This window comes from Micromonospora sp. DT178 (assembly GCF_049841695.1).
Lineage (GTDB): Bacteria > Actinomycetota > Actinomycetes > Mycobacteriales > Micromonosporaceae > Micromonospora.
The window spans coordinates 32885-48551 of the sequence record NZ_JBNCKV010000030.1; the positions used below are offsets into that span (position 1 = coordinate 32885).

Sequence of the window (15667 nt, forward strand, 5' to 3'; positions counted from 1 at the left end):
CGGCACACTGCAACCCGACTTGGCTCACGATTGCTGATCTTGGGTCGGGTGTCGGTCGTTGACCTGGGGTTTCGTCGCGCGGACGGTGCGAATGTGCGCACTGAACGGACGCCCTAGGCTTGTCGTTCGTGCGCACCGTGAGGACGGCGTCGGGGGCGAGGGCGGTGCAGATCGTGCACTCCTCGTGCCGCGGGTCGCGGGATATCGAGCACATCGACTCAGCGCACGATGACGCGGAACTGGAGGCGCCGACGAGCAGCCACAGAACCATCGCGACGAGGCTCACGGCGTGAACCGGCATCAACACGTCTTCGCACCCCCGACGGCTGAACGTCCTGGGGGTGTCAGCGCCGATCAGCGCGACCTCCCCGTTCATGAAGGCCCGGCCGTAGCTTCCAGCCCAAGGACAACGCCAAGGAGTTGATGTAGGCGGGCGAGCTGCGCCGCGCGGGAGCGAGGCGGCGCGGGCGCCGGGCCCGAGACAGCGTGCGGCCGGCACCCACCCCCTGGGTGCCGGCCGTGCTGCGCGTCGTCGACGGTGCGGTGCGGCAGAGGTGGCACATGGCCGTCGACGCGCGACCCCTTGCCTTGTGCATCGATCTGGCGCTGGCCGGGGTGACGGGTTCGCGGCGGCGAATGTGTGTGGGTTCTCAGCGAAGGTGATCCGGGGCGGCCAGCCGACCAGCAGCGGATCAAATTCGATGAGAAGCGCCAGGTGTCTTCTTCTCACTGAACATGATCTTTTATTGCCGGAGGAGACCAAGCGGGCTCGCCGGGGCGCCGCGACTGGCCCCACTGCACCCCGGTTACCGGCCCGTCGGTCGCCCTGCGTAGCTATGGCGTGGGATTGTGATGCCCTGCCCATTCGGCAACCTGCGCAGACGCCTGGCGAGGACGGGTTCGTTCCGCGGATTCTGCCCCCCGCTCATGCCCGGAGGGTGAACGGCGTCCCCGCTGCCGAGACGACCGGCGGCGGGGACGCCGAAACGTGTGGTGCTAGACCAGGCCGGTCAAGAGGTCCGCGAAGAGTTGCGGCCGGCTGAAGTAGCCTACGTGTGACGTGGCCAGGGTGTGCACCTCGAAGGGGTTGTCCGGGGTCAGCTCGTCCGCTTTCCGGATCATGTAGTCCTGGACCGCCGGGGAGATGCTGCGGTCCTCGGACAGGCGGACGTAGGTGTGCGGGACGCGACCCCACCCATCGGCCTGGACCAGGGCTCCCGGCTCCAGCACCGAATAGTTCTCGTCCGGGTCCATCGAGTCCAGCAGCACTCGGAACTGGTCGTCGGTGGCGTCGGCCATGATGGCGGTTTTCAGTTGGGCGAACAGGGCCGGATCGGCGTGGGCGCTGCGCCAGTTCAGCCGGGCCACAGCGGGGTCAACCATGTCCGGCACGGTGATCCGCGCCGCCGCCGCGTCCAGCAGGTTGTCGTCCACCACGTCCCATGGCTCGGTGAGCATGGCCGGGGCGCTGAGGCACAGCGCGGAGAGGTAGACGACGCGGTCGAGCAGGTCCGGCACGGCGTTGGCGACGGCGCTGACCGTCAGGCCACCGAGGCTGTTGCCGGCCAGGACGACCGGCCCGTGTTCGGCGAGCCGGCGCACGGCGTCCACCACGTGCTCCACGTTGTCCCGCAACGTGACACCACGCATCGGGGAGGGAGCGGCGGCCAGCGCCGCAATGTCCTGGGGCTGCCGGTAGTAGGCGGCGGGGCTGTCGGCGCGATCACCGTGGCCGGGTAGGTCGACGGCGTACGAACGGTGTCCGAGCAGGGCCAGTTCGTTCTGCAACGGGCCCCAGGCCCGGGAGTTGCTGGAACCGCCGTGCACGAAAACGAAAGTGGGGCGCGAGTTTGCGCTCATGGTGAAGATCCTTGTCATCCGGAAGCGAACGGTGGACGTGGACCCCGATGCCGGCGCGGCCGACACCACGGGTCAGAACGTCGACCGCGTGCGCGTGGCCTTCCAGTTGTGGATGACGGAAATCATGCCGATGATCATAGCAGCGCGTCAGCCGACGGGCCCGTGGGGAAGCTGGAGAACCGGTGCTGTCCGTCCCAGCCGGAGACGTGACCGAGCGCCGGGCTGCGAAGCCCGGCGCTCCATCGGCAATGTCACGCGGTCTCCAGTTCCCTGGCTTGCCGCAGCCAGGTCGCGAACCGATCGCCGTCAACACACAGTTCGTCACGGAATCGCCCCGAAGATACGGGTTCACCCCACGCAGCCACGGAAACCGACTCAGCACCTCCGCCTTTGACAGGTCACCCGGCAACAACTACTTGCCGTGTACCGCACCGGCCACATCCGCCAAAGGATCCGCTTCGACCGGCCGGGTCGGGGTGGTGGTCACCGGAACAGTCGGTGCCTGCTCGCGCATGACATAGAGGCCCCTCTCCACGTCCACGAGCAGGGTGCCGTGTGGACCGTAGATGACAGCAGTGACGTCGTAGCGGTACTGATGGAACGTCCGCTTTGCCTCCACGTTGCGCTCGTTGACCTCGCTCATCTCGGCCGCGTGGGCTTCGCCGTCCTCGCGACCGACACCGAAGCCGTCGCCGTTCCAGCCGAGCTTCTTGATGCCGCCGGTGGGATCGCCGGTCTGCGGGCCGAACGAGAACTCCCAGCCCGAGGAGGAGTCGCCCTTGTTGATCGGGCCCGCCTCGTTCTGCTGGTACCGCCGGGCCTTCTGCTCGAAGGCCAGTGGCTGCCCGTCCTTGTCGACGTAGAACTCCGCCCGCCGGATGTCCAGCCCGAGAGTGACGCCGGTGCCGGGAACCTGGTAACGGTGTTGGAGCAGCGGCTCGAGACGCGATCGCAGCATCATCTCGGACGCGTGGTGCGCCACCAGGCGGTCGAAGTCGCTGCCCCCGTGCACGCCTGGCACCCGCCAGGCGCCGTCTGTGCCCAGGTCCAGGCCCTGCCGCTGCCGCGGCGGTTGGGTGGTCAGCGCCGCCCAGCGTTCGAACTCCCGGGCCACCCGGTGCAGCCGCCACGGATGGAGGTTGCGGTCACCGGCCAGGTCGTCGTTCAACCGGGGCCGGTAAGGCCGGGGTTCCGCCCACCGAGGTGTCGGCCGGCCTGCGCCGGTCGTGGCCGGGATCGGGACAAGGGCCAGCCCCTGCCCCTGCCAGCTCCCCGGCTGTTCGACCGTCGGCCGGGTCAGGTAGCGCGGCACGACGAGCCGGACGTCCCCGGCGACCTGGATCTGCTCCTGCCAGCCGATCCCGGGGAGGTTGTCCCAGAGGTCGCGGACCGACCGTTCCAGGCTCGGCTGCCAGAGGCCGGCGAGCCAGGCGCCACCGAACAGCACGTTGCGCACCGAGTCGAGCACGTACGTGACCGCCTGGGGCATCTCCGTGGTCAGCGTCATGTCGATGGTGAAGTCCAACGGGTACTCGACCTCGTGCGACTTCTTGGGTCCGGTCCGGAAGATGTCTTTGGACTCGGACTGCGTGCCGCGTTCACTGGACTCCGCGCTCTCCCGCCCGTAGTCACCATGCCCGCCGAGGACGCTGCCCTGATCGTTCCACGCGCCCCGGCCAGAGAGGTTGACGAGCCCACCCCACGACGATCCGGAGGTCTCCGTGTTGGACTGGGCGTCGTGCGTCTCCCCCCGCAGGGTGAGGCTGACCTGCTCTCGGGGGCGGTCGCTCGACTGCCCGGCCGACGGGGTGGCGCTGACCCGCACCCACAGGTATTGCGTGGTGTGGTAGGGCGTGGGCACCGGGAACCAGCCGTACACGCCCTGGCCGGACAGTGGGAGGTACTGCGGCTCCAGGTTCCGGGAGGAGAACCGCTTCACCAGGGCGCGCCGCAGGTGGTCGGGGACACCCCCGCCGGAGGCGAACAGGCCACGCTGCTGCAGCCGTTGCAGGATCGTGTCCAGCACGGCGTTGGCCCGCAGCCGTTCGGGGTGCCCCACGGCGGGCAACAGCTCTGGGTCGATGATCTCCCGCGACGACGCCGGGGCGGCCGCCTGCCTCCGGGGACGGTCCAGCCCCAGATCCTCGGCCGCACGATCGGTCGCCAGGAGATCCACCGCGTCGTCGGCGTCCAGGTAGACCGGAGCGGTGGCCGTGGTCTCGCCGCCCCTGGTACGCAGAGCGGTGACCTCGAAGACCACCCGGCCGTGATAGGCGTGGACGACGTCGTTGTAGGTGGCCCGGGTGATGTCGATGGCGCCGTAGTCCCTGCCGTCCGAGCCGCCGAACGACACCCCACCCTCGACGTACAGGCCGCCGCCGGCACGGCCGCGCTCGTAGGCCTTGTCCGGGCCGCCGCTGTCCGGGCCGGCCTTCTTCGCGGTCGTCGCGTGGTTCAGGTACTGGCCCCCGACGCCGGCCTTGCCGCCGAAGCTGAGCTCGTTGCTCGTCCCGGCGGCATGACTGATCGCCGACTGCCGGTACTGCTCGAGTTCGACACCGTCCGCGCTGTCGATGCCGTCGCTGCTGTACTGGTGGTTCAGGCCCGCCGCGAAGAACCGCTCCCGGATCCGGACGGCCTGCTGGTACCCGTCGTGGGCGGGCAGTTGCAGCTCCCACCCGTGCTCCTCGACCGCCTCCGGGAACCCGGCGGCCAGTTCCGAGCCGGCGCCGAGATCGAAGATCGCGTCGGGCCAGTTCATCGGCTCGTCGAACCACCCGTCTGGCAGGCCGTTGACCTGCTGGTACAGCCGCGCCGCAGTGGCGGGCAGCTCGGGCACGTATCGGAAGGCCGCGTACATGCCGGCGCTGCCCTGGACGTCCAACGGCAGGTGCGACGCTCGGCCGGCCGGCGCCCACGCGGAGTCGGGTCGCGGGCTCGTGCGGGTCACGCCCGCGCCGTCGAGCTGCGCCGGCGTGACGGCCCGCTCCTCGCCGGTACGCGGATCACGCGGCACGTGCTCGACCGGCACCGCGATGTGGGTCGCCACCTCGGCGCCGTGTCCGGCACCGACCAACCAGGTCTCGCGGGGTCCCCAGCCGCCGTCCGTCTGCGCACGGATCACCACCTCGAACGCCGTACGGTAGCGATGGTCGACGACGTCTCCGACGGTCTCGGTCCGGCGGTACTCCTGCACCACCTGGCTGAGCTCGTGCTCGTTCGACCGTGAGTGCTCCGCCATGACGCCGAGCCGTGGGAAGAACACCCTCCCCTGGTGTTCCGTCCCGTGCCCGTCCCGGTCGGACTGCTCGATGCCGCGCACCGGGTTCGACACCCGGCCACCCAGCCGGCCGCTGAGGCTGCCCTCGGTCGACCGGGAGGCCGACGTGGTGGCTCCGGTCAGCGCACGGGCGTTCACCGTCATCGGGTATTCCGGACTGTCCAGCAGTTCCCTCCGGTGCTCGGTCACCAGGATCTGGTACCGCTCACCGCCGACCCGCACGGTGAACTTCTTTCCGGCCTGCGTCCGCGTCGGATCGGCCTCCATCGCGGCCCGACCCACCTTCGCCAGGACGGTGCGGCGCGCCACCGCGCCAATGTCGGCGCGCCCCGACTTCTGTCGCAGCACCGACTCCACCAGGTCGGCGACCTGTTCCGCCCCGGGCATGTTCGCCGCGATCCCCAGACCCTGGCCACGCCGCATCGCCAGCGCCAGCGGCTCCCGCGCCGCCGGGCCGGCGGGAGGCACGTACGCCTGCCGCGCCTGCGGCGCCCGGAGCACGCGCGGCGACAACCGGACGGCGATCTCGTCCGCCGGCGTCGGAGGCGGTGCCGGGATGCCCGCGGCCGGCGTGATCACCGCCCGCGGCCGCCCGGTACCCGGCCCACCGAACTCCGGGGTGAAGACCGTCCCGAAGACGCTGCGCTCGAACTGCTGCGCCTCGCTCACCGGCACGCCCAGCTCCGCGACCACCCGCCGGGTCACCGGCGCCACCGGAGAATCGCCGTGCGTGGTCACCGTGAGGTCGAACACCACCCGGTAACGAGCCTGGTCCGCCTTGCGGTTCAGCACCGTGTGGTTCAGGGCCTTGCCCCCCACCTCCAGCGCGGACTCGCGTTCGGACTCGCCGCCGAAGCCGAACGAGAAGCCACCGGCCGTCTTCTCGACGGCCTCCTCCCGGCCAGCCGGGTCGGCCGCCGCGTGGGTCAGTCCGAGGACCACCGCGTCCACGTCGAGGCCGGTGCCGCTGGTGTCCGACACCTCATCGCCGGAGGTCGCGATCACCCCGAGGTCGTCCCGTACCGTGACACCCTCGGTGATCCCCACCAGCTGCAACTCCCGTATGACCGCCTTCGTGTCGACGTAGCCGCGGAACCTGCCGACCGTGAGCCGCTCGTCGATCGTGTCCGTCATGTCCCCGTTCGACAGCACCCAGCGACTACGGTTGCGGGTCGTCCGCTCGTTGAGCAGTTGGCGGGTGACCTTCGCGGCGACGCCCGCCGCGGTGTCGGCCGGCAGGGCGGCCGTCAGTGCCTGGTGCCAGCCGGTCACGAGCGGGGTCAGGTCGATCGCGTTGAGCACGTCCCGGGCCTGCGACGTCGACCGCGCCGGCGGCCCGGGTGGCGACGGCGCGAGCGGGGCGGCCGGGTTCGGCGCGGCGCTGCCGTCGGCGTACAGGGTGGGCAGGGAGATGTCGAGGAGACCGGTCTCGGCCGGCACCGACGGCCGTCCCCACTCGACGCCGTTCACGAAGACCTGGAAGGACACTCCGCTGGTGAACGACGTCGACTGGGTCACGAACATCTTCCGGCCCCAGATGACCCGGGTCTCCCGGGACATCGCCTGCTGGCGCTCGCTCTTGATCGACACGGAGGGGAGGTTCGCGATCAACCTGGACGCGTGCCCGGTCGAGATGTCGAAGGTCTCCTCCAGCCCACCGTCGGTCTTCCGCTCGCTGGACACGGAGGTGTCGTTGCCGACCTTGGTCGAGCCGAACGAGACTCCGTACACCCGCGCGCCTCCGGCGTTCCCGGCGGGCGCCGGTCGCGGACCGTGCGGCACGGGACGGATCCACACCAGTCGCCCGCCCGCGCTGAGGGTCTCCCCGGAGTACAGCATCTGCTCCCAGCGCTCACGGTGTTCCTCGACGGCGCGGGAATCCCCCGGATCCGGTGCCGTCAGCAGCCTGTGCAGCGTGGCCGACACCCGCGCGCGGACGGCTGCCTCCTGGTTGGCGGTGCCCAGGTCCAGCCGGTCGGTCGTGCCCATCTCGATGTCGTCGGCGCCCCCGGTCGGCCACCCGGACGGCAGGTCGTCCATCAACTGCGCGACGGCCTCCGTCACCTGCTGCGGCGTCAGGTGCCGCACCGCCGAGACGCTCAGCTCACCGAGGGCGCCGGCGGCGAAGTACCACGGCGTCGCCGGTTCGACGTCCCTGGCCGTCCCGGTGGCCGCAGCCCGAGCCGCGTCGGCTCGATCCCGCTCCTCGACCGCACGCTCCCAGACCGTACGCGCGGCGGACGCCGCGTTCCTGGCCCGGTCGACCTGCCCCCGGTGGCGGTCGACGTTCCGCTGCAACCGGGTCCGTTCCGCCGTACGCGCCGCCGCGTCGACCGCGTCCCTCAGCTCGGCCTGACGCCACGTCTCCGCCCGGCGCTCCGCGTCGTCGGCGTGCTCCCGCTCCGCCTCGACGCGCTCGCGTTCCTCCTCGACCGCGCGCAGGTCGACCCGCTGCCACTCGTCCTCCTGCCGCCGCGCGTCCTCGTCCGCCCGGACCCGTTCGGCCTCCGCCCGTTCGGCCTCCCGCCGGCCCTCCTCCCACTGCTGCTTCGCCTGCTCGGCCAACTGGTCGTCGGCGTGCTGCTGGTCCTGCCGGGTCCTCGCCGCCCCCTCGGCCAGCTCGCGCTCCCGCGCGCGCCACTGCGCTGCCGCGGTGGCGACCTGCCGTTGCTGCGCACGCTCCGCCGCCAGGTGCTGCTGCCCGGGGTCCTGGTCCGCCACCTGTCGACGCGACTCCTCCGCTGCGGCGTGCGCCTCCTGTTCCTGGCGTCGTTGCTCCTGCCGGTCGGCCTCCGCCCGCGCGGCATCGCGGACCGCCTTCCGAGCCGTCAGTGCCCGCTGTACGCCCTGCCACGTGTCCCACCGCGCCTGCTCGTCCCTCCGGGCCTGTTCGCGTGCCGCCGCCCGCTCGCGTGCCTCCTGACCTGCCACCAGGCGCTGGGCCGCCCGGGTGGCTGCCTCCTGCCGGGCCACCTCCCGCTCACCGGCCCACTGGGCCGCGAGCTGCTCGGCAGCCACCTGCGCCGCGTTCCGCTCCCGGAATCGCTCCGCCGCCCGGTCCGCCGCCGCTGCCCCGCCGGCCTGCAACGCCTGCAGGCCGTCCGTCCACTGCTGTGCCGCCGTCCGCCAGTCCGCCTCCCGGCTGACGGCGTCCTGCTCCAGCGCCTGCCGCGTCCGGTCCGCCGCCCGCACCGCCCGTTCCAGCGACTGTCGCGTCGTCTGGCGCTGCCGTTCCAGCTCGGCCACCCGGTCCTGGGCCCTGGTGAGCCGTTCCCACGCCGCACGCTCCACCGCCTGCGTCTCGCTTCCGTCAGTCAGCGCCTGTGATGCGGGCGCCGGCGGCACGGCCGCGCGGGCAGCGACCTGTCGCGCCACATCCTCCCGAACGGCGGACAGCTCGCTGCGCGCCGCGGCGAGGTCACTCTCGACGGCCGCGGCCGTGCCGCGGATGTCGGCCATCTCCTGGGCCAGCCGTCGGACCTCCAGCGCGTTCCCGGCCAGCGTCCCGTCCCCGGCGTCGACACCGCCACCCGTCGCGGGTGACGCGTGGCCGCCGACCCCGGCCAGGTCCAGCTCTTCCGGGCTTCTCACGATCGCGTTGTCGCCCACCGTCGACGGCGCCCGCGGAACACCCACCCCATGCGTCGTCGCCACGAACCGCAGCCGACGAGGCTGGGCAGGCCCCCAGGCCAGTCCCCCTCGCTGACCGTCGAGGAACACCACCTTTCCGTCATGGGTGCGCATCACGTTCACGGCATGGGAGATCTCGTCGCCCTCATCGGTCGTCACCAGCACACCGCGGGCACCCGGAGCCGCGGCGGTCATGACCTCCACCACCGCCCCGTAGTCGGCCGCCTCCACCAACGGTCGGCCCGCGTACCGCTCCAGCCATGCCACCGGGCTGGCCTTCTCCGGCGGCACCTGGTGCCCAACGCCATCAGCCAACGACAGGTCGGTGCCGATCGCCGCCAACACGCAGTTCGTCTCGAAGTCCCCACCACGGTACGGATTCACCCCGCCCAGCCACGGGAACCGACTCAACGCCTCGGCCTGCGACAACCCACCCGGCAGCAACTCGTCTTCCGTCGCCCGGCCGGCCAACCCGGCGGACGCCGGACGCGGGGACGGGACATGGACGACGACGTCGGCCCGGCGGAGGTCGTCGGCCGCCGTGACTCGGTCAGAGATGGTGTCGCCCAGGTCACGACCTTGAGAGCCCGAGGTGAACACGATGTCGGCCGCCGTCACGTCCTGCCCGCCATCGAGCAGCGTGGTCAGGTCCTGGGCCAAGTGCCGATTGAGGACGTCGCTGACGCTGTTTGCCCGTTCCCACCCGGTGGCCACCGCGCTACCGGGCCACAGGCGGGTGCCGTTGCCGTATCCGGTGACACCGATAGTGGGCATGGGAAGGCCGTTGTCGTGCCGCCATATGGCGAGCTTGCTGGTCTGCCGCGACACCGATCGCAGCTTGTTGAGTTCGACCGGTCCCGGAGTCTTGGACCCTGGATCGAAGCTGATCCGCATCGGCTCGGGAACGGTTGAGCCGCCGACGACGACTGTGGTGAGTGGATTGGATACCGTGGCCGGCACGCCGGCGTCGTAGAGCACCGCCCTCTGCTCGTGGAAGGTCTCGCCGGGGCGCTGGCTGAACATCTTGAAATGCCACATGTCGCTCGCCCGCGGCAGATCCATCAACTTCGCCATCGCGGCGCGAGCGGACTGCCACGCCACCGCGTCAGACCCGGCCGCCTCGGTTCCCGACTTCTCGACGATGGAGAGTGCCTCCGCCAGGTCCAATTTGCGTTGCAGCGCGTCGACGGCTTGGGGGTCGCCGCCACCATCCGCCACCGCCTGCTCGAGCGTCGCCTTGACGGTGTCGAACCGACCGCGATACGCGGCCAGTGTTCGTTCGATCGCCTCGTCGACGGCACGTCTGCGCCCACCGACACGGGCGTAGTTCTCCAAGGTGATCTGGGTCTTTCCGTCGGCGCTCTGCGCGACGACCGCAGCGAAGTGGTAGCCGTAGGCGTTGGCGACCGTACCGCCACGGGCGAAGTCCGTCGTCATCGAGGCTTCGCCGTCGGCACCCTGAGACATGATGGTGCTGGTGGCGTAGGCCTCGCCGATCCTGGGCCAGGCATGTTCGTTGATGCCGATCCGCCTCGCGACCTGGCTGAGTCTGGCGTGCTCGGCGCGGCTCGCCGGATCGTTCCGGAGCGCGGCACCGTACGCGGCACCAGGAAGTGGAGGTTGTGTGACGCCGCCGGTCAACCGCCGGTCGGCCGCGATCCTGGCCGTCGCCCATCCCGGGTCGACGGCGGCGAGGGGAAGGGCGCCGGCAGCGACGGCAGCCACCCCCTCGGCGAGATGATGCACACCCAGCAACTCCCGCCCGTTGCCGGCGTCGGTCGCCGCCAGGAGGGTCTGGCCCTCGGCTCGGAACACCACCCCGTCGGGTACGCCACCGAGGACGACGCCCGCGAATTCGACGCAGACGTCCGGCGGGGGGTTGTCGAAGTCCGCGCTCACCTTGCGGAGCGTCACCTGTCGGCCACCGTGGTCGACAGTGACGGTGACGGCACTGTCCACCGTCAGCCTGACGTTGGCCCCGGCCCTCGCCAGCCCGCGCCGTGCCGCGTCGATGACCTCATCGGTCGCGTAGAACTCCGTCGCCTCGGTCACCGGGCGGGCGCCGCTGACCGAGGCGATGCCGTTGATGGCGAGCGTCCCGTCGTCGGACAGCCGCAGCGGTGGATGCCTGTGGGTGACCACCTGTTGTGCCGGAACGTGCGCGGGAAAGTCCGCCTCGGTGGGCCGGCTGTCCGGGCTCGTGCTGACGACGCTCAGCCGCTGGTACGACCGCAACGGAGCCCTGACCTGACCCGTGCTCGGGCCACCGGACGATGCCTCAAGCTGGTACGCGCTCGTCGTTCTGGGCCTCGGCCGGGGGTGCGGCAAGGGTGTTCTCGTCAGCCGCGGCCGTTCGACCTTCGCCGTGCTTCCGGTCGGCGTCGCGTCCGCCGTCGCGGATGGCGTGGCGCCGCCACCTCCGATCGTGGCGGCCCGACCCTCGGCGTCGACCGGACTGACGGGGTCGGCCGGCGGGGGCCATTCCTCCGGTACGGCATCCAGCCTGGGCGAGTAGTCGGATCCGAACGGGCTCGGATTCGGGTCCTCCGGAAACGGGCCGGGCTCGGCGTCGGTCGGGTCCAGCGCGGTGTTGCGCCGGGTCGGGGGCACGAGAATGCTGGCGATCGAGCTGGACATGCTGCCAGCCGTGCCTGTGTTCGCCCGCGAGAGGCCGGTGGTGAGATCGACGAACGAGGATCCACTATCCCAGGTCTCCTGGTTGTTCTGCGCGTACTCGAGTACGGCCAGCATCTGGTCCAGTTGAGCCAACGGGTTGTCGGCGGTCTGGCTCTCCAGCGCCATCGACCATTTTCTGGTGAGGCTCTCCGGGCTCTCGTCGACCTCGGGTTGGTTCGCGTCCGAGACCACGAAGATGTATTTGCTGTCCTTCCGTTCGATCGGCGGGAGCTCGGGAAGCGAGTCCTGCAGACCGATCCGGTTGTACTCCTCCCGGCGGTAGGTGAGCTGTTCGTAGAGCTGTTGCTGGCGCTTGTCGAACGTCTCCGAGGTCTTGCCCTTTTCGAGCTTCGGGACCCGCTCGTCGTAGGACCCCTGGGAACGGACGACGTACTCACCCGCCTTCTCGATTTTGTTGTCGGCGACGAACTCCCAGGCGACGACCCGCAGGCCCTCGATCTCGCGCCGGTCGACCTTCTCGAAGAGGATCTTCGCCTCGGTGTTGTGCAGGACGCTCGGTACCATCACCCCCCGGTACACGTGCGCGTCGATCATCCCGTCGGTGACGGCCACGAGCTGGTGGGAGAACTGTTCCCACATCCGGTTGAAGCCGGGCGGGTAGTTGAAGAAGCTGCCGGTGCCGAGCATGATGTTGTCGAAGATCTGCCCACCGGGCGTCGCCTCGAGCATCCGGTTGCCGCTCTGCTCGGTGATCCGTTCGGCGACGGCGGGGCCGATCTTGCCCCAGAGGGCGAGCTTCGACCGGAACTGCTGGACGGCTTCTGGGAACTGGACGTCGAAGTCGCTGTCGTGCTGGTGCTTGAACCACCACTTGGCCGGAGCGGAGAACGCGTGGTTGTCCGCCATCAACTGCGCGAACGGGGCGACCCGGTCAGAGCCGAACCGCTTGACGACCTCGGCGTCGATCTCGTCGTTGGTCCGGCCCTCAGCTTTCAGCCGGAGCTCGAGCTTCATCTGTTTCTTGAAGTCCTCGTAGGCGACCATCAGTTCGGGGTTGTTCCACAGCTTGTCGTAGCGGGACATGCGGAACTCGATTTTGTGCCAGTCTTCCTTGGCCTTCCGGAAGTCGATCGTCGAGCCCTGCGCGGGGTGGTCCTCGGACGAGGAACTCTCCGGCGAGGGGATCTGACCGGGGGAATGCGGCGACGCGGGGTCGCCCTCGGCGCCGAGGGTGTCGGGCAGCTCGTCGGGCGACGGCGTGCGGCCCCCATCGGCCGGGAGCCGCGACTCCGACGGAGGCCGGGCAGCTTCGTCCATCCCGGCCAGATCTGCTTCTTCCGGGACGATCACGGTCGTGTCGTCTGCCACCCTCGACGGCGGGCGTGGGGTGCCCACGCCGTCGGTGGTCGCCACGAACCGCAACCGGCCAGGCTCGACCGGCCCCCGAGCCAGCCCGCCCCACTGACCGTCGAGGAACACCACCCTCCCGTCATCGGTGCGCACCACGTTGACCGTGTGTGAGATCCGGTCACCCTCACCGGTCATCACCAGCACACCCCGGGCACCAGGCTCCGCCCCGGCCATCACCTCCACCACCGCGTCGTAGTCAGCCACCTCCACCAACGGCCGACCCTCCGCGTACCGCTGCAACCACACCACCGGCGACGGCACCTCAGGCGGCACCTGCCAAACCACCCCGCCCGCCAACGACATGTCAGTACCGATCGCCGCCAACACACAGTTCGTGGCCGAATCCCGCCACCGCGAATCCGGACTGTCCGGGTCGTCATCACGACCCGGATTCACACTGCCCAGCCACCCGAACCGGGCCAACACCTCATCCTCCGACAGCTGACTCGGCAGCAGCACGTCACCTCGCACCGCCTCACCAGCCACATCCGGTGGGGGTGGCGGCTGGTGTGGCGCGGTCGCCTGGCCGGGCAGCGACGATCCATCCTGGATGCGCGGACGCTTCGGGGCCCGCCGGGCTCCCGACTCAGCTCGCTCTTTGCGCCGGGCGAGCCACGTCTGCCGGTCTTCGAGCTGCCTTATGAGATCATCGTAATCCGTCGCATCCATGCTGAAGAGCCGGAAGCCGTATTCGGGTTCGGACGTCGGCACGTTCGGTCTTGGGACCAACGGCGCCTTGACCACGACGACAACTTCTTTGACGCTCCCGACAGGGACATCCTTTCCGACCGGCCGGTGCCGCTCCCCCACCGCCAACGTGATCGGCGTCCCAGGGGCGAGATTCACCTCCCGCCCATCTGACGTCTTGGACCAGGTTTTGCCGCCGAGAGAAAAACCCAGAGGACTGGGCAATCGGCTAGCCGAGCCAATTGTGTCATCGAATGATTTCACCTGGGAAATGCTCCACCAATGCGGGCGTTCCTCCCACAGCGCCTTTTTGCGCAGCAACTCGATGTCGTCGATGGTGGGGGCAGGATTGACCAGTTGCAGATACAGGTCCTGTCCGGCCCCACTCTTCTCAGCCGGCATTACCACGACCGCGAGGGGTCGAGCATCCGGGCCATACCCGAGCCGGAGAATGACCTCCTTCATGTCCCCCGGGATGACAAATTGACTTCCGTCGGCCGCTTTGACGACTGGGATACGGGCCCTCTGGCCTTTTTCACCTTCGGAGCCCTTGCCGAAGAATCGGGTTAATACACCCGTTTTGGGGTCCAAGCCCGCCGCGATGTGATAGAGGGAACTGACCGACGGCTCGTCGAATTGCCACACATGGCCGGGCGCCCTTTCTCTCAGTTCAGCTAGCTCGGTGTCAGAAAATTTGCGCTCGATCTCCCGGTAGGCAAACTTTTCGGCGCCGTTGACCATGTACGGGACTCTGACAATACCGACACCCGCCCCGTTGACCGACCCGAAGTCGACAGCGACCATATCGCCCGGCAGGACCACGTGGTCGACACGAGTGAGTTGCACGTCGTTGCCGCCCAGCCGGAAGCGCAAGCTCGCGTACGCGCCGCTGTTGGCTTTGACGAAGGCGGCGACACGGAGGGTGAACGGGTCTTCGAGTTTCCATCGGTAGTCACCTTCCCAGGCGACGTCGCTGCTGAGGCCGGTGAGGTACCGGTGGTATGCGTCAAGTCTTTCGGCTTGGCGGCGAGGAGAAAAGGGGCGCTTACCGATGGCCGCGAGGTCGCGGTCAAGGTTGTATCGCAGGAGGGACCGGTGAGGCTCCGGAGAACTCTCTTCCGCCGTGTCGATCCTGGCTTTCAGTAGACCGAGTGCCCCGCTGAAAAGGCTATCCCGCCGCTGCTGTTCGTGGTCGGATATCGACTTCCACTGGTAGCCGCTGGCGATGCGGGCGAGGATGTCAGCATCGGCCGGGTCACGAGGTTTGAGGACGATGTAACCACCCTTCCACCACACGACGGGGCGTGGGATGGCACCGTCATCGGGCGGCGGGCCGATGTCGTCGTACGGGTCGCCGAACGGATGGTGGATCCGCATCGGCTGGTCCAACCCCTTGGCCAGAAGATGGAGAGCGACATGCGTGACCTCGTAACCCACAGATCGGGCGTTTGTCATCTTGTCGAGCCAGACGCGGTGCAGGGCGTCTCGTTGCTGCTCGGACATGTTCTCCGGATCCGGATACGGGAGAAGCTCCCTGAACCTCGACGATCCGCCCAGGGCGAGTTCCTTGGTCAGTTGGCGGGCCAGCCATCCGCTCAATCCAGTCGGGGTGGTGATGCCTTTCTTCCCCAAATCTTCCCGGTAGGTGTTGAACACCGACTCGCTGAAGACGAGGTTCGGTCTCGGGTCAAGATTTGCGGGATCGAAGTCGAACACCTCGCGCGCCCACTTGCCAAATGCCGCCTCGGCAGCGGCTCCAGCGCGCTTCAAGTAGCTGGTGGCTTCCGCCACTTCCTTTTCCCAGTCCGACATCTGCCCGCCCGACGGCGGCCATCCCGAGCCGGCCGCCGGTGTCGTCAGATCGAATCCGGCCAGCGGGTCATCCCACAACGGAAAAAACTCCGGGTCAAGACCGGAGGGGTCACCTTCCACTGGGCCGGACGGCTGCCCGTCTGCCTCAGAGTCGTCCGGGGGGTGCCATTCCATCGCCGCCGGCCGGCCCGGCAGCGAACCGGAGACCGGCTCCGACGACCGCGAGCCCGACTCGGACGACCGAGCCGGCCGGGGCGCGACCGTGGAAGCCACATACGAGGCAGCCGTCTTGCGGATCTCGTCGAGTTCCCACTCGGTGAACCCCGGCTCGTGGAGATGATCGTCACCGCC

At 69.5% G+C, this 15667-nt stretch carries 2 protein-coding genes and 1 pseudogene; 1 reads left to right on the plus strand and 2 read right to left on the minus strand.

Translation table 11 applies throughout. From position 1 onward, the window contains the following. Window positions 1-119 precede the first annotated feature (119 nt). A pseudogene (locus tag ACLQ22_RS31325) lies at window positions 120-290 on the plus strand (IS1634 family transposase); the annotation flags it as partial. A gap of 706 nt (window positions 291-996) precedes the next feature. On the opposite strand, the gene ACLQ22_RS31330 reads toward ACLQ22_RS31325, so the two are convergent. Both ACLQ22_RS31330 and ACLQ22_RS31335 read right to left on the minus strand, forming a co-directional pair. Beyond that, a complete protein-coding gene (locus ACLQ22_RS31330; RefSeq protein ID WP_425695486.1) occupies window positions 997-1860 on the minus strand; it encodes an alpha/beta hydrolase in 864 nt (287 codons plus the stop codon). 412 nt (window positions 1861-2272) lie between these two features. After that, a complete protein-coding gene (locus ACLQ22_RS31335) occupies window positions 2273-15436 on the minus strand; it encodes a toxin glutamine deamidase domain-containing protein (protein ID WP_425695487.1) in 13164 nt (4387 codons plus the stop codon). Window positions 15437-15667: the final 231 nt, after the last annotated feature.

Excerpts from the sequence above, each read along its gene's own strand:
- ACLQ22_RS31330 (WP_425695486.1), bottom strand. The coding sequence starts at position 1,860 with ATGAGCGCAAACTCGCGCCCCACTTTCGTTTTCGTGCACGGCGGTTCC.